Origin of the sequence: Streptomyces sp. NPDC090025 (assembly GCF_044748125.1) — a bacterium.
In the GTDB taxonomy this organism is placed as follows: Bacteria; Actinomycetota; Actinomycetes; order Streptomycetales; family Streptomycetaceae; genus Streptomyces.
Genome location: NZ_JBIVFL010000008.1, coordinates 12,934 through 27,892 on the forward strand (window position 1 = coordinate 12,934; position 14,959 = coordinate 27,892).

At 73.5% G+C, this 14,959-nt stretch carries 13 protein-coding genes; 7 read left to right on the forward strand and 6 right to left on the reverse strand.

The window, feature by feature from the left end; translation table 11 throughout:
• Window positions 1-252: 252 nt before the first annotated feature.
• Window positions 253-1,602, reverse strand: a complete 1,350-nt coding sequence (locus tag ACIPXM_RS19715; protein WP_401656977.1) for an ROK family transcriptional regulator — start codon at window positions 1,600-1,602, stop codon at window positions 253-255.
• 262 nt (window positions 1,603-1,864) lie between these two features.
• Between ACIPXM_RS19715 and ACIPXM_RS19720 the strand changes: the two genes are divergently transcribed.
• Together ACIPXM_RS19720 and ACIPXM_RS19725 are read left to right on the forward strand one after the other, a co-directional pair.
• The gene (locus ACIPXM_RS19720; protein WP_401656979.1) at window positions 1,865-2,410 is read left to right on the forward strand and encodes a VOC family protein; all 546 of its coding nucleotides are present in this window, start codon (window positions 1,865-1,867) and stop codon (window positions 2,408-2,410) included.
• Window positions 2,411-2,515: 105 nt separating this feature from the next.
• Complete coding sequence (locus tag ACIPXM_RS19725) at window positions 2,516-3,928, forward strand: sulfatase-like hydrolase/transferase (RefSeq protein ID WP_401656982.1); 1,413 nt, start codon at window positions 2,516-2,518, stop codon at window positions 3,926-3,928.
• An 88-nt stretch (window positions 3,929-4,016) separates the two neighbouring features.
• Here ACIPXM_RS19725 and ACIPXM_RS19730 read toward each other — a convergent pair whose 3' ends face one another.
• A complete protein-coding gene (locus tag ACIPXM_RS19730) occupies window positions 4,017-4,388 on the reverse strand; it encodes a cupin domain-containing protein (RefSeq protein WP_401656985.1) in 372 nt (123 codons plus the stop codon).
• 434 nt (window positions 4,389-4,822) lie between these two features.
• On the opposite strand from ACIPXM_RS19730, the gene ACIPXM_RS19735 reads away from it, so the two are divergent.
• The 3 genes from ACIPXM_RS19735 to ACIPXM_RS19745 all read left to right on the forward strand — a co-directional run bounded on the left by ACIPXM_RS19735 (window position 4,823) and on the right by ACIPXM_RS19745 (window position 7,383).
• Window positions 4,823-5,182: an SPW repeat protein gene (locus tag ACIPXM_RS19735; RefSeq protein ID WP_401656987.1), complete on the forward strand. Its 360-nt coding sequence runs from the start codon at window positions 4,823-4,825 to the stop codon at window positions 5,180-5,182.
• Window positions 5,183-5,438: 256 nt separating this feature from the next.
• Complete coding sequence (locus ACIPXM_RS19740) at window positions 5,439-5,795, forward strand: DUF805 domain-containing protein (protein ID WP_401656990.1); 357 nt, start codon at window positions 5,439-5,441, stop codon at window positions 5,793-5,795.
• A gap of 304 nt (window positions 5,796-6,099) precedes the next feature.
• Window positions 6,100-7,383 carry an ATP-binding protein gene (locus tag ACIPXM_RS19745; protein ID WP_401656992.1) on the forward strand — a complete coding sequence of 428 codons (1,284 nt, stop codon included), beginning with the start codon at window positions 6,100-6,102 and terminating at the stop codon, window positions 7,381-7,383.
• On the opposite strand, the gene ACIPXM_RS19750 is transcribed toward ACIPXM_RS19745, so the two are convergent.
• Both ACIPXM_RS19750 and ACIPXM_RS19755 read right to left on the reverse strand, forming a co-directional pair.
• Entirely contained in the window at window positions 7,361-7,885 is a 525-nt protein-coding gene (locus ACIPXM_RS19750; RefSeq protein ID WP_401656994.1) for a GNAT family N-acetyltransferase, read from the reverse strand. The two genes, ACIPXM_RS19745 and ACIPXM_RS19750, sit on opposite strands and share 23 nt — an antisense overlap.
• Before the next feature lie 49 nt (window positions 7,886-7,934).
• The gene (locus ACIPXM_RS19755) at window positions 7,935-9,446 is read right to left on the reverse strand and encodes a hypothetical protein (protein ID WP_401656997.1); all 1,512 of its coding nucleotides are present in this window, start codon (window positions 9,444-9,446) and stop codon (window positions 7,935-7,937) included.
• Window positions 9,447-9,639: 193 nt separating this feature from the next.
• Between ACIPXM_RS19755 and ACIPXM_RS19760 the strand changes: the two genes are divergently transcribed.
• The gene (locus ACIPXM_RS19760) at window positions 9,640-11,088 is read left to right on the forward strand and encodes a PP2C family protein-serine/threonine phosphatase (RefSeq protein ID WP_401656999.1); all 1,449 of its coding nucleotides are present in this window, start codon (window positions 9,640-9,642) and stop codon (window positions 11,086-11,088) included.
• Window positions 11,089-11,197: 109 nt separating this feature from the next.
• On the opposite strand, the gene ACIPXM_RS19765 is transcribed toward ACIPXM_RS19760, so the two are convergent.
• Window positions 11,198-12,688, reverse strand: coding sequence for a hypothetical protein (locus ACIPXM_RS19765; RefSeq protein WP_401657001.1), 1,491 nt, complete (start codon window positions 12,686-12,688; stop codon window positions 11,198-11,200).
• 233 nt (window positions 12,689-12,921) lie between these two features.
• Between ACIPXM_RS19765 and ACIPXM_RS19770 the strand changes: the two genes are divergently transcribed.
• Window positions 12,922-14,052: an aminoglycoside phosphotransferase family protein gene (locus ACIPXM_RS19770; protein ID WP_401657004.1), complete on the forward strand. Its 1,131-nt coding sequence runs from the start codon at window positions 12,922-12,924 to the stop codon at window positions 14,050-14,052.
• Window positions 14,053-14,062: 10 nt separating this feature from the next.
• Here the strand turns inward: ACIPXM_RS19770 and ACIPXM_RS19775 are convergent, their stop codons facing one another.
• The gene (locus tag ACIPXM_RS19775; protein WP_401657007.1) at window positions 14,063-14,893 is read right to left on the reverse strand and encodes a hypothetical protein; all 831 of its coding nucleotides are present in this window, start codon (window positions 14,891-14,893) and stop codon (window positions 14,063-14,065) included.
• Between the last annotated feature and the right edge of the window lie 66 nt (window positions 14,894-14,959).

Here is a 14,959-nt window from a genome sequence, read left to right on the forward strand (position 1 = left end):
CTCGTACTGGGCGTACGTGGGCGATCCCGACAACGCGGCTGGGGGTACCTCCCGTGCCCGAAGGGCTACGGGGGAGTGCGTGCCAGGCGCCGCGAGCCAGGCGGGACTTTCCGGACACGACCTAGCGGCGTTTGGCGGCGTTCCGTGCCGGAGCCGGTCCGCCGAGCACCTTCGAGGACTCCCCCGTCGCGCTCGATCCGGGTGCCAGGGGTCCACTTCGGGTGAGTACCGGTCCGGCACCGGCGGGCGACGTCAACTCCCTGACGCGGGGCGCTTCGACCGCTCGGGCCGGAGGCGGGCGGGCCCTCGTCCCGGCACGCTCTGGAGCGGGTTGCGGAACAGCGGGTTGAGCAGCACCGTGCCCGCGGCGACCGGCATCACGGCCGGTCCCGCGGACGGGGTGACGATCCGGCCCGGGTCGTCGCAGACGTGCGAGAGGTCCACGGCGGCGCCCTGGATCTCCTCCAGGTACCTCGGTTCGAGCAGGCTGGCCAGTTCGGTGACGACCACCAGGTCCGGGTTGAGCACGTCGAGCAGCAGGGCCACCGCGCGGCCCACCGCCCTGGCCCGTTCGCGGAGCAGCCGGTCGGCGCGCCGGTCGCCGGTCGCGGCGGCGTCCACCAGCAGGAACGCGTCGGGTTCCGGGACGATGCCCCGGCGGTACGCGGTCTCGCCGACCGCCCGGTTGGACGCGGTGGCGGCGAGACAACCCGAACGTCCGCACCGGCAGGGGGCGTTGGAGTCGGGCACGGGCAGGTGCGCCACCTCGCCCGCCGCCGAGCCCGGGCCCTGGTGGACGACCCCGGCGATGCCGAGGGCCGCGTCGACGACATTGCCGACGAAGAGGTGGACCAGGCTGCGGCGTGCCTCGGGCCGGCCGAAGAGGATCTCGGCCTTGGCGACGGCGCGGGCGTGGTTGTCGACGCGCACGGCCGGTCCGCCGAGCCCCCGGGCGAGTTCGGCGGCGAGCGGGCGGTGGTACCAGCCGAGCGCGTCGTGCCGGACGACCATGCCCCGGTCGGGGTCGACCCAGCCGCCGAGCGCGGCGCCGATGCCGAGCAGTGGGCGGGCGCCGAGCTCGGCGTCGAGGAAGGCCCGCATCTCGCGGGCGACGGTGGCGGGCAGCACCCGCGGGTCGGCGTCCGCGTGGGCGACGGAGTGCCGGGCGACGACCCGGCCGCGCAGGTCGAGCAGGCCGAGGGTGGAGACATGGACGCCGAGGTGGACGCCGCCCGCGACGGGCCCGTCGGCCGTGTCGACGTGCAGGTCGACGGGGATCTGCGGACGCCCGGGGCTGCCGGACCCGTGGGCGCCCGGGAGCACGGCGCCGCCCCCGCCCGTACCCGCACCGGCCCCCTCCCCCACCCGATCGCCCATCTCACGCGCATCACGCACCTCACGCGCCTCGCGCAGCAGTCCGTGTCCCAGCAGGTCGGTGACCTGGCGGGACACCGCCGCCGGACTGAGCCCCGAGAGCCGGGCCACGGCGCTGCGGGCGAGCGGGCCGTGGTCGAGGACCGTCCGCAGCACGGCGGCCGCGTTGGTCTCGCGCCGCCCGTCGCCGGTGGCGCGCGACCCGGCGGGTTCGCCGGGGTTCGGCACGGGGATCGCGGCACCGTCGGGCCGACGGCCGCGGGGAGCAGGGGGAGTTGGGCTCATCCATGCCTCGTCTCGGAAGGGGTGATCCCTGATTACAGCAAGCCGCGCACGGCGAGCCGTCGCCCGTCGTCCCCCGACCGGGCGACGACACCGACTGCTCCCGCTCCATCCAGGACAGGATCCGGCCTAGTTGCCGCCTACCGTCGTCGGTGTGCGGCAGCCGCCGTCACGGCGTACCTCGACCACCTCGCCCCAAGGAACCGCCATGTCCGAGCAGACAAGCCCCCGCGCCGATGTCACGCCGAAGGGGTACACCACCGTCGCCCCCTGGATCGTCACCGACGACACCGGAGCCTTCCTCGATTTCGTCACGGCCTCGTTCGAGGGTGCGGAGCTCGCCCGGGTCCGCACCGAGGACGGGCAGATCGGGCACGCCGAGATCCGGGTCGGCGACACCGTCCTGCTGGCGTTCGACCGGCGGCCCGAATGGCCGGTGACGCCGAGCCTGTTGCGGGTGTTCGTCGCCGACGCGGACGCGGCCTTCGCCCGCGCGCTCGCGGCCGGTGCCGAGGTCGTCACCGCGTTGTCGGACAACGCCTTCGGGCAGCGCGGCGGCCGGGTGAAGGACCCGTTCGGGAACATCTGGTGGGTGACGGCGCACGTGGAGGACGTGCCGGAGGCGGAGATGTGGCGGCGGCTCGGGGAGCCGGAGTACGCCGCGTCGATGCGGGAGGCGCAGGAGACCCTGGACGCCGAGTTGAGCGGGCGCGCCGGGGGCCGGAGCAGCACCCCGGTCGTTCCCGGGAGCTGACCCGGATCCGGCCATGGCCGATCTTGTGCGGGCCTCTGGTGCGGACATTCCTTCCTCTGCGAAATTAATTGAGGAGCCAACGATGTCCACGCCGAAGGGATCCGTATGCCGACCACCCGCCCCCGTGTGATCGTGGTCCTCACCGACCAGCAGCGATGGGACACCACGGGCGCGCACGGCAACCCCGCCGGGGTGACGCCCGAGTTCGACCGGCTCGCCCGCGAGGGCACGCTGGTCGAGCAGGCGATCACCACCAATCCGGTGTGCGCGCCGGCCAGGGCCGCGCTGCAGACCGGGCGCTTCCCGACGGCGACCGGGGTGTTCCGGAACGGGATCGCGCTCGGGGCGGAGGTGCCCACCCTGGCGGAGTCGTTCGGCGCGGCCGGGTATGTGACGGGTTATCTCGGCAAGTGGCATCTGGCGGGTGAGGAGCACCCCGACGGCCCGGTGCCCGCCGCGCGGCGCGGCGGCTATGCGCGCTGGCTCGCCTCCGACCGGCTCGAGTTCACCTCGGACGCGTACCGGACGGTGGTGTACGACGAGGGCGGCGAGCCGGTGCGGCTGCCGGGGTACCGGTCGGACGGGCTGATCGACGCCGCCGTCCGCTTCGTCGCCGATCACCACGACCGCCCCTTCCTGCTGTTCCTCTCGCTCCTGGAGCCGCACCACCAGAACGCCACCGACGACTACCCGGCGCCTGCCGGGTACCGCGAGCGGTTCGAGGGGCGCTGGCTGCCGCCGGATCTGGCGGCGCTCAGCCCGGGGGCGGCGCAGGGTGGGGCGCACCGGCATCTCGGCGGCTATCTCGGCCAGATCAAGCGGGTCGACGAGGGGGTGGGGCGGCTGCGGGACAGCCTGCGAAGCCTGGGCATCGAGGACGACACGGTGCTGGTGTGGACGGCCGACCACGGTTCGCACTTCAGGACCCGCAACGGCGAGTACAAGCGCTCGGCGCACGAGGCGTCGGTCCGGGTGCCGTTCGTGCTGACCGGACCCGGGTTCCGGGGCGGCGGGCGGATCCGGCAGCCGGTGTCGACCGTCGACCTGATGCCGACGCTGCTCGACGCGGCGGGGATCGAGGTGCCCGCGGGGGTGCAGGGGCGTTCGCTGCGGCCGCTGGTCGGCGGTGGCAGCGAACCCGACCGCCCGTTCTCGGTGTTCGTGCAGCTCAGCGAGGATGTGATCGGCCGCGCGCTGCGGACGGACCGGTGGAAGTACGTGGTGACCGCGCCCGACGGCGCCGACGCCTGGCACGCGCCGGGCTCCGACCGCTACCGGGAGAGCGAGCTGTACGACCTGGCGGCCGACCCGTACGAACTGGAGAACCTGGTGGGGCTCACCTCGCACCGGCGGGTCGCGGACGGTCTGCGGGACGCGCTCGGTGCCTGGCTGTGGGAGGTGGAGGGGGTCGCCCCGGTGATCGAGGCGGCCCTGCCGCGCACGCTCGGGGGGCGCTCGCCGTACTCCTTCCCGGTCGACCGGGTGCCGTGGGACGGCGTCCGGTTCGGCCACGCCTGACGCGCGTCCCGCACCCGTTCGCTCGCCCGGTGCCTCGGCGCGCCCCGCACCCACCCGCGCACCCGGCGCGGACGGACCGGCGAACGGGTCAGCCGCCCGCGCCCTTCGCGTAGTCGACGAACCCGACCCAGTCCAGGGCCACGCACGCCTCGTCGCCGAGCACCCAGGCGTCGTGCCCGGGCTGGATCTCGTAGAACCGGCCGGGGGCGAGCTCCACGGACTCGCCGTCGTCCATCACCACCTGCATCCGGCCGCTGACCACATAGCCGACGTGATGGGCCATGCACCTGTCGGTGCCCGCGATCGGTTTGACGTGCTCCGACCACTTCCAGCCCGACTCGAACACGGCGCGGCCGACCGCCCCGCTGTCCGTGGTGAGCAGATCGAGTCTGCCCTTGCCGCCCTCGAAGGGGCGGGTCTCGTCTGCGGAGTCGAAGCTCCTGGACACGATTCCGGTCATCGTCGTCCGCCTCCCGGCGGTGAACGTGCGACCCCCGAGGCCACTTCCAGGCTACGCCGGGGCGGGGCCGGTGACGTGCGGACGCCCGGCGGACGGAAAGAGCCGGAAGAGGGGGTCCCGAGGCCGACTTCTCCCCTTTCGCACCCGTATTTTCTTGATCTTTATCGACAGCGATCTTAATTTTTGTTGAACAGCACGCGGAGTTGTCAGTTCCGCCCATCCCGCGGGCTCGATCTCTGTATGGATCCCTTATCGGGCAGATCTACACATAAAGGCAAGATAAGTGCACAATGAAAGCGCGGCACGATGCCGTGAACGCGGTCAGATGTGCGGAACGCCAGAAGGAGGCGAGTCGTATGGCCGACGTCTCTCACCGTCCCGGCGACATCAGGGGACATCCGGATGCCTCGGAAATGCGGGATCGTTATGCCCGCGTGCTTGAGACCCGAGGTGTGGCAGCGGTCGAGGAGCTGGTGATCATCGCCGGACTCTACGCCGCGGTCTCCGCGTGGACGGTCCACTTCTCCGCGGCGAAGCCGGAGCTCGCCATCAGCAACCTGGTCGTCGGCATCGCCCTCGCGGGCCTCGGCCTCTGCATGTCGATGGCTCCGGAGCGGTCCCAGGACCTCAACTTCGTCGTCCTGCTGCTCGGTGCGTGGCTGATCGTCTCTCCCTGGGTGGTCTCCCGGGACGCCGGCACCGGCGCGATCCTCAGCAACGTCATCACCGGCGCCTGCGTCTGCCTGTTCGCGCTCACCGCGGGCGGGATCCTCATGAGCAAGAGAAGGACATAACACGCGGATACGGCGACCTGAGCACTATTCGACCCTCGCCATGATCCGCAAATCCACCTGATCCACCCATCTCGAAGAACGGCGTCCCCCCTCACCAGAGGAGGAGGCGCCGTTCACTCGTGTCGCAGCCATGTCTGTGAACGGCCACTGCCAGGTAACGAATTGACCAGCACCGTTTGAGCCACATAAGTTCTGCGTAAATCTTGCCCCACGGGGGCAGAATCCCTCTCACCACCACGTCCTCGGGGGGACAAAAGTGAACTGGTACATCGACGTTCTCAAGAAGTACGCGGTATTCAACGGGCGGGCCCGTCGCCAGGAATTCTGGATGTTCGCGCTCTTCAACATCCTCGCGCTGATCATCGTCGCGGTCATCGACGCCGCGCTCGGCACCTACCCGCTGCTCTACGCGATCTACGGCCTCGCGGTCCTCCTGCCGGGTCTGGGCGTCACCGTGCGCCGCCTGCACGACACCGGCCGCTCCGGTTGGTGGATCCTGATCGACCTCATCCCGCTCGTGGGGGCGATCATCCTCATCGTCTTCCTCGCCACCGAGGGCGACGCGCACGACAACGCGCACGGCCCGAACCCGAAGGCGGCCGTGGCCTACTGAGGCCCCATGAGGCCCACCGAGGCCAAGGCCCGCCGAGCCTGACGGCACACGGCACACACCGCGCGAGCCCCCGGGAGCTGTCTCCCGGGGGCTCGCGCGTTTCCCTCACCACCCCACCCCGCCCCACCTCACCCCGCGTCCGCATAGCGCCGGTACGGCGCAGTGCGCGGCGCCCGCTTGTGCACGGCGGCGCAGGACCCGCCCCCACCGGCCCGCCTAGCCTCGCCGTCACCAGGCACGACAGCGCGGTGCACAGCACGCGGCGCACGGCGTGCGGCACGCACGACGAGGGGCGGTACCACCGGTGAACTGGCTCATCCACGACTACCGCGAGAGCGATCTCGCCGCGGTCGTCCACCTCATCGACACCACGGCCGAACTCGGCCAGGAGTCGGTGTTCTCGGTCGCCGAGTGCATCGGCGCGCTGACCTCCCGCCAGCCGGCCGTCGTCGCCGTCCACCAGGGCACCCCGATCGGCGCCGCCCTCGCCTGCGTCGCGGGCGAACGCGCCTGGGTGATGCGGGTGGCCATCAACTCGGCCTGGCGCGGACGCGGTCTGGCCAGCGCGCTCCTGGTCGAACTGGAGCGGCGGCTGGTCGCGGCCCGGGTCGCGCGCATCGCGTACGTGCTGCCCGAGGAGGAACTGCTCGGCGAGGGACTGCTCAACGCGGGCTACACCCGGCAGCCCGCCGTGGCCTACTTCGAGAAGACCGAGCCGCTGCACGGCCCGGCCGCGGGACTGCTCGACGACCTCGGCGGCCGGGTGCTGCCCACCGACCTGTGGGCCAAGGTGGCCGGGATGGAACGGGAGAAGGACCTCATCGAACGGCGGGTCGTGCTGCCGCTCGCCGAACCGGAGCGGGCCGCCCGGCACGGTGTGCGGCCGCCGCGCGCGATCGGCCTGTTCGGCCCGCCGGGCACCGGCAAGACCACCTTCGCCCGGGCCATCGCCTCCCGGCTCGGCTGGCCGTTCGTCGAGATCCTGCCCTCCCGGCTCGCCGACGAGGGCAATCTGGCGGCGGCCCTGCGCTCCGCCTTCGCCCGGATCGCCGAGCTCGACCGGGTGCTGGTCTTCATCGACGAGGTCGAGGAGATCGCCCCTGTCCGCACCGAACCGGTGCAGCCCGGCGGGATGCACGGGGTGACCAATGAACTCCTCAAGCTGATACCGGGGTTCAGAGAGTGCGACGAACGGCTCCTGGTCTGCGCCACCAACTCGATCCGCTCGATCGACCCGGCGTTCCTGCGCCCGGGCCGCTTCGACTACCTGATCCCGATCGGCACCCCGGACAAGGCGGCCCGGGCCGCGATCTGGTCCCGCTACACCGGCGCACGGCCCGAGGTCGACGTGGACGCGCTTGTCGCGGCGAGCGATCTGCTGACCCCCGCCGACATCGAGCACGCGGCGAGGATCGCGGCCCAGAACTCCTTCGAGCGTGACCTGGGCGCTCCGGGTGCCGGGCCCGCCGTCGCGCCGGGCGCGACGACCGAGGACTATCTGGACGCGCTCGGCCAGTGCCGACCGACGGTGACGGCGGAGCTGATCGAGCAGTTCGCGTCCGACATCACGACGCACGCCCGGTTCTGAGCGGGCCCTCGCACCGGTAGAGCACCTGCTGGGCGTCCCATTCCACGAAGGACGCGGCGTGGGTCATGCCGATCGCCGCCAGGAGGCGGCGGGACGGCAGATTCGCCTCCTGGGTGACCGCGACGACCGTCGGCGCGGCCGTCAGGGCCCGCGCCACGGCGGCGGCGACCGCCTCTCGCGCGTACCCCTGCCCCCAGTGCTCGGGCAGAAACTGGTACGAGACCTCCGTCTCGCCGCCGTGCCCGGCCGCCTCCACCGTGACGAGGCCGAGCACGGCGCCGTCGGAGACCCGCTCGACGGCGTGGTACCCGGGCGCCCCGACGATCCGCTGCCGCCGGATCCGGATCACCGACTCGATCACGGGTCCGCCCAGGTGCAGCCGCACCTGCGGATCGGTCCACAGCCGGGTCAGCACGGCCAGGTCCCCGGTCCGCACCGGGCGCAGCAGCAGCCGCTCGGTCGCGAGCGGCGCGGTGGCGGCCCGTGGGGCGGCGGCGGTCATGGGTCGATGATGCCACCACGGGCGGGCCGGGCGGGCCCGGTGGAGAGGGTCAGCCGCCCATTCTGCGTTGCAGCGCGGCCAGCGCCCCGGCGTGCCGGCCGGGGACCGCGCGGCGCAGGGCGACGAGGGCGGGGCCGAGGGCGCGGGCCCTGGCCGGGTCCTCGATCTGCTCCCACTGGTGGTGGGCCCGGTCGACGGCGCCCTCGACGTCCGGTTCGCCGGGGGCCTGGCTCATGCCGAGCCTGGCCTGCGCGGCGGCGATCCACAGTTCGCAGCTGCGGGCCGGTTCCCCGGCGAGCCGCGCCAGGTCGGCCCGCACCTCCACCCAGTGCAGCGCCTCGCCGGAGCGCGGTCCGAAGCGGCGCAGCGCGTCGCTCTCCCAGGCGGCCGCGACGGCCGCGGCCTCGGCGTGCCGGCCGGCCATCGCCGCGTCGAGTATCGCCGGGTGCGGGTCCACCTCGGTGCCCGGCCGCGGCGGCCCGGGCGGCGCGGCGGGCGCCCGTACCGGCCTCGGCGGTACGGACACGGGTACGGATGCGGGTACGGGTACGGATGCGGGTACGGCGGCGGGGACAGGGGCAGGTACGGGTACCGGCTCCGCGGGTACCGGGTGCGCCTTCGGCACCTCCCCGGAAGCGGCACCGGCACGAACTCCGGGACCCGGCCCCGTCCCCGGCACCGGCACCGCGAGCGGTTCGGCGGCCACCCGTTCCCGTACACCGTCGGATTCCGGCCGTGGCGCGGGCGGCCGCGGGACGGGCGGTGCGGCGGCCGAGGCCGCAGCCGGGGCCTGGGCATAAGGAGCGGGCGGCGGTACGGGGACGGGCACCGCGCTCGTACCGCGTACGGCCTCCGGGGCGGCCGGCACCCGCTCCACCGGCGCGGGCATGTCCTGATGCGGTGTCAGAAACACCTGGGGCACCGGCCGCCGGCCCTCCTCGGTCTCGGCCGTGACCGCCGCCGCCTCCGTGTGCAGTTCGGCGAGCGGCGGGCGGGCACCGCCGCGCCAGCGGGTCGCGAAGTGCCGCAGGTAGTCGGGGGTGGTGAGGGTGCCCCGGCGCGGGAAGGGGGTCAGCCGGGCGAACAGCGGGACGGCGGGTCCGAGGCCCAGCGCCCCGGGGTCCTCGGTGAGCCGCTGCCAGAGGTCGGCGTCGACGGCGAGGTCGGCCACGACGACGGTCGTGCCGGGGCGGCGGGCGGCGAGTTCGGTGCCGAGCCAGTGCCAGGGAAGTCCCGTGTAGCGCAAGGTCGTCGGGGTGCTGCGGGCGAGTGCGAGGTGCGGCAGCCGTTGGCGGCGGTCGAGTTGGAGCTGGCCCGCGAGGCAGAGCGTGAACGGTCCCGGCGCGGCCGCGGCGGCGCGCAGCCGGGTGAGGACGGTCTGCGGGTCGAGCGGGTCCGCCAGTTCGACGATCGTGGCCGTGTCCGTACCGGTGAGGGCCCCGGGGGGCACCGCCGCGAGCGCGGGCAGCACGGACGTCGCGTCCATGGCCCGGCCCTTTCCGGCCGGAGCCGCGGCCAGCAGCATCGCCGTACCCATGGTGTTCACCTCGTCGCTCGCCACACCAGCACCGTAACCCGTGCCGGTGTGGCCGAATGTCGGCTGGTCACCCTGTGGGCCGTTGGCATATGTCAGAAGCACCACCGTATCGAGTGTTGCCAAATCCCTTACGAGGTGTCCCGGGCTGTGCGAAAGTCGTACCCGGGTTTCACTTCCCAGACTTGGCCGCGCCACGTCGCCTGCATCGGAGTACGACATGCCGTCCCATCTGTTCGCGGACCGTCCCGCCCAACCGCCGGAGCCCGGCGCGGTGGACGCGCTGATCTCGCAGACGCGTCGGCTCCGCGGTGAGGTGGACGCGGTGCGCAGGGACGCCGTCGCGGACGAGGACGACCCGCAGAACCGCTGGCAGCGCGCCCTCTGCGATCTCGCCGTGCATCAACTCGACGACCTGGGCGCCCACTTGGGGCAGCTGAAGGCCGGACTGCCCGGCCCCGCCGTCACCGACACGGCCGCCGCCTACGCCGAGGCCGTCCTGGAGACCGTCCCCGCGCCACGGCTCTCCGGTTCGCTGCTCTCCCGGGTCGGCAGCGCCGAGTGGGATCTGCTCACCGACGACGTGCACTGGTCCGACGAGCTGTTCCAGATCTTCGGGCGCCAGCCGGAGAGCGGTCCGATGTCGCTCGACGAGCTGCCGTCGATGGTGTTCGCCGAGGACCAGCCGCTGCTCCAGGCGATGGTGACGGACTGTCTGATCGACGGGAAGCCGATCGACGGCGAGTTCCGGATCGTCCGTTCCGACGGCCGGGTCCGCACCGTGCACATGACCGGCGAGCCGGTCCTCGACACCGACGGCTGCACCGCCTCCATGTGGGCGGTGGTCCGCGACGTCAGCGAACTGCGCCGCAGCGAGCGGGCCGTGCGGGAGAGCCGGGACAGCCTCCAGCGCCACCAGCACATCGAGCACACCGAACGCCGGGTCGCGGTCGAACTCCAGGAGGCCGTGCTGCCGCCGTGGCGCGGTTCGCTCCGCTTCGCCCACGACGGCCCCGCACCGCTCGACGTCGCCGGGCACTACCTGCCGGCCGCGTCGACCGGCCTGATCGGCGGCGACTGGTACGACGCGCTGGCCCTGCCGGACGGCGACGCGCTCCTCACCGTCGGCGATCTCACCGGCCACGGGGTGGCCGCGACCTCCTCGATGGCCATGCTCCTCGGCGCGCTGCGCGGCATGGCGGTGGCCGGGATCCGGCCGGGCGCCCTGATGGGGCACCTCAACCAGCTCCTGGAGACCTCCGTCCAGCCCGCCCTCGGCAGCGCCCTGTGCTGCCGCTACGACCCGGCGTCCCAGCTGCTCACCTGGTCGCAGGCAGGACACCCCGCCCCGCTGCTGTTCCGGGACGGGACGGGACGCCCGCTGGCCCGGCCCGAGGGCGTGCTGCTCGGCGCGACCACCGGGGCCGGGTACGACGAGGCCGAGACCCGGCTGCTCCCCGGTGACCTGCTCCTTCTGCACACCGACGGACTGACCCGCACGGCGGGCGCGCCCGCCGGTGAGGACGGCACGGACCGGCTGCTCGCGCTGGCGCCGCGGCTCGCGACGGCCCGCGACGCGCAGGACTGCGTCCGGTCGGTGGTGGAGGAGTTCGGCGAGGGCCCCCGCGAGGACGACGCCTGTGTGATGGTGGTCCGGGTCGGCCGCTGAGCCGTACCCGCGGAACGGGTTTCTCCGGAGCAGGCCGACCGGCCTGCTCCTTTCCTTTCCCGCCCTGCTCCTTCTTTCGGCCGTGCCCGGTGCCCCGTGGTCCGCCGGCTCACGCCTCTCCGGTCCGGGGGCGGTTGGCCGGCGCCTTGGGCAGCGCGGTCGCGATCTCCTCCCGCAGGTGGTCGATCCTGCTGTAGCCGGAGTACTGCCCGGTCAGCCGGTACATCTCGCGCAGCCGGTCCCAGGTGCGGTGCGAGCTGGTGTCGCCCATGGAGACCAGAGCGAGCCGGGCGTAGCGGTCCGCCTGCTCGGGGTCGTCGGCGATGAAGCAGGCCGAGGCCATCGAGATGTGGTCGAACAGCTTGGACCGGTCGTGGCCGAACCGGCGCAGGTCGAGCGCCAGGCGGGCGTGCCGCTGGGCCGGGACCGCCGCCGCCGAGTCGTGCTCGGCGAGGGTGCGGTAGGCCAGCGCCTGCATCCCGTGCAGGTCGGCCTCGTCGAAGTTCTGCATCCAGCTGGGCTTGTCCTCGCCCCGGTCGGACACGAACAGCTCCTCGGCCTCGCCGAGGGTGCGGCGCATCGCCTGGCCGCGGCCCATGGACGCCTGGGCCCACGCCTCGATGGTGTGGAACATCGCCTTGGTACGGGGCAGCAGCCGCTCCCCCGAGCCGGAGGTGGCGAGCTTCATCAGGTCCAGGGCCTCGTCGGGCCTGCCCAGGTGCACCATCTGGCGGGCGGCGCGGGACAGCGCCTCCCCGGCGCGCGGCCGGTCGCCGCCCTCACGGGCGGCGTGCGCGGCGATCACGAAGTACTTCTGGGCGGTGGGTTCGAGACCCACATCGTGGGACATCCAGCCGGCCAGGACGGCCAGGTTGGCGGCCACCCCCCACAGCCTGCGCTGGAGGTGGTCGGGGTGGTGGTAGGCGAGCATGCCGCCCACCTCGTTGAGCTGGCCCACGACCGCCTTGCGCTGGAGGCCGCCGCCCCGGGAGGCGTCCCAGGCGCGGAACACCTCCACGGAGTGCTCCAGGGCCTCGATCTCCTCCGACCCGATGGGGGCGGCCTCGTACCGGTCGTACCCGGCGGGGTCGGCGTGGAGGGGATCGATGGCGCGGGGGGCGGCGCCGGTCGGTGCGGGGTCGGCGTGGAGCCAGTCCTGCATGGCGTTGGTGAGTACGGAGCCGGCGGCAAGCGCGGCACCCGCGCCCACCAGGCCGCGTCGGTTGAGCATGAGGTCCATTCCCGTGAATTCGGTGAGGACCGCTGCCGTACGCTCGGGCGCCCAGGGCAGCCCGTCAGGGTTGTCGTCGTTCCTGACGTCCTGCCGTTTACCGGCGCGCCCGTGTCGTACGAAACCGAGGTCCTCGATGGTCACGACACGGCCGAGTCGCTCGGTGAACAGCGCTGCCAGCACCCGGGGCACGGGATCGCGCGGGGTCTCCCCCATGTCGATCCAGCGCCGCACCCGCGAGGTGTCGGTGGCCAGCTGCGGGTGGCCCATGGCCGCCGCCTGCCGGTTCACCATTCTCGCGAGTTCGCCCTTGGACCAGCCGGCGAGGCCGAAGAGGTCCGCCAGGCGGGTGTTGGTCTGTCCGGTCACGTCTAAGCCCCCAGGTTCTCGGCTGAGTTGACAGTAGCCCCCTGTCACAGGCCTGGCGACTATTCGCCAGGGTTCGCCAGGGTGCGCCCGATGTTCCGCCACCCGCGCCCGGGTGTCAGGTAGGAACGCGCCACCCCGTCCCGTCGACCGGCCCACTTCCCCAGGGTGCGGACCGGCCCGGCGGGCGGGGCGACGCACGCAACTCGTCGGCGCACGAAGGGATCTGTCACCCCATGTACACAGCATCGTCCTCCGTGTCCGCCCCGCCCCGGCCGCTCCACCGCACCATCCCGGCCGGTTCCGGACCGTACCTCGCGCCCGCCCCCGTCCAGGGGGCGGTGCGGCCGAGGCGCTGGGCGGGCAGCACCGTCCAGCCGCCCAGCGGGAGGATCGACCTGTCCGGCCCGCAGGGCGCCCAACTGCGCATGGCCGTCGCGTCCGTCCACCGGATCTGCCCCGAGTTCAACCCGGTGCAGGTGCTGCGCCGCAGCGGGCGTTCGGTCCTGCTGGTCGGGACGACCGGCCGGACGACGGCGGTGGCGAAATGTTTACTGGACCCGTCGCCCGCGTGGGTCGAGCGGTTCCGGCACGAGATAGCTTCGTACCGCACGTTCGTCCGGCACCGTCCCCCGGTGCGCGCGCCGCGGCTGATCGCCGCGGACCCGGAGAACTGCACGCTGGTCATCGAGCGGATGCCGGGACGGGCGGCGGCACTGACCCGCCACCCGGTCGAGGCACCGCCCCGCGCGGACGTCCGGGCCGTGCTCGGCGCGGTCGCCCGGCTGAACGCCTGGCGGCCGCCGGCCGGGACGTTCGACGCTCCGCTCGACTACGGGGCGCGCATCGCGCGCTTCCACGAACTGGGTCTGTTCACCGACCGCGACCGGGACGACCTGCAGAAGCTGATGCGGGGCCTGGCGCACGCGGGCGGCCGCCAGGGCATGGGGCAGTTCTGTCACGGTGACGCGCTGCTGTCCAACATGCTCCTGTCGCCCGCCGGTCCGGTGCTCGTCGACTGGGAGCACGCGGGCTGGTACCTGCCGGGGTACGACCTGGCGACGCTGTGGGCGGTGCTCGGTGACGCGCCGCTGGCCCGGCGCCAGATCAGCCAGCTGGCCCAGCAGGCGGGCCCGGCGTCGCGTGACGCCTTCCTGGTGAACCTGATGATCGTGCTGACCAGGGAGATCCGTACCTACGAGACCGCCGTCCAGCGCACCATCAAGGAGGCTCCGCCCGCGGGCTCGGTCCCGGTCCCGGCGGGCACGGTGTCGCCCGGCGAGGAGCAGCGGCTGCTGCTGCGGCGCCTGCACGACGACTGCGCGATGGCGCGCCGGGCGGTGCGGGCGGCGGTCGGCACGCGTTAGGCCGGGTCCGTCACCCCCGGGCGGCGCGGGCCGCGCGGCGCTCCGCCGCCGCGGCGCGCACGGACGCACGGGGCGGCTCGCCGTCGTCGAACGGCGCCGGGTCGAAGCGGCCGGCGGTCCGGGCGTGCCGCTGCCAGCGGTCGCGCCAGAACTCCACCGTCCAGCCCGGCCACAGGTCCGGGACCTGGTGCGCGCCCGGGGTGGCGGAGAGGGACCACCAGCCCAGGTGGCGGCGCTCCGGGTCGAGGTGGACGCCGGAGGAGACATGGAGGCGGCAGATCCCGTGCTCGGGGGCGTCGGCCAGCCGGTCGAGGAGTGCGCGGCCCTCTCGGACCGGGTGGTCGAAGGCGTCCGACGCGAGGTGGCAGCGGTCCTGGCCGACCGTGACCAGCACACCGCCCGGATCGGGGCCGAGCAGTTCCTCGTCGTCCGGGGCCAGGAACGGGGCCGGGGCCGGGCCCGCGGCACGGCGCCGGACGTGTTCCGGGTCGAGGCCGACGTACCCGCGCAGTTCGGCCGCGCCCTCGTACGACGGGCGGATCTCCCAGCCCGGCCAGCCGGCCCGGATGAGGTCGAGCGTGGCCGCGCGGTGGCGCAGTTCGGTGCTCGGGCCCTCCCGGGTGAAGAAGACGAGCACCTTCCGGCCGAGGTCGAGGAGCACACCGCCCTCGGCCATGAGGTCGTCCAGCCACCAGTCGTCCCGGCGGAGGCCGGGCAGCAGGGCGAGCAGCGCCGTCGGCCCGTCCAGCAGATCGAGGTCGAGACCGACCGCCCAGCCGGTCCGGTACAGCTCGTGCGTCCCGTTCTCGCGGACCACCACGACATTGGCTCTGTTCCCCATGGGATCAGGATGGCCGGGCCGGGGCCGTGGGCCAACCGGATTGTCGTGGCCACCGGTCGAGACCAC

What these genes read in the sequence shown, in the direction of transcription:
- ACIPXM_RS19720 (WP_401656979.1), top strand. Translation starts at nt 1,865, where the DNA reads ATGTCCGAGCAGACAAGCCCCCGCGCCGATGTCACGCCGAAGGGGTAC.
- ACIPXM_RS19760 (WP_401656999.1), top strand. Translation starts at nt 9,640, where the DNA reads ATGCCGTCCCATCTGTTCGCGGACCGTCCCGCCCAACCGCCGGAGCCC.
- ACIPXM_RS19775 (WP_401657007.1), bottom strand. Translation starts at nt 14,893, where the DNA reads ATGGGGAACAGAGCCAATGTCGTGGTGGTCCGCGAGAACGGGACGCAC.
- ACIPXM_RS19725 (WP_401656982.1), top strand. Translation starts at nt 2,516, where the DNA reads ATGCCGACCACCCGCCCCCGTGTGATCGTGGTCCTCACCGACCAGCAG.
- ACIPXM_RS19770 (WP_401657004.1), top strand. Translation starts at nt 12,922, where the DNA reads ATGTACACAGCATCGTCCTCCGTGTCCGCCCCGCCCCGGCCGCTCCAC.
- ACIPXM_RS19730 (WP_401656985.1), bottom strand. Translation starts at nt 4,388, where the DNA reads ATGACCGGAATCGTGTCCAGGAGCTTCGACTCCGCAGACGAGACCCGC.
- ACIPXM_RS19750 (WP_401656994.1), bottom strand. Translation starts at nt 7,885, where the DNA reads ATGACCGCCGCCGCCCCACGGGCCGCCACCGCGCCGCTCGCGACCGAG.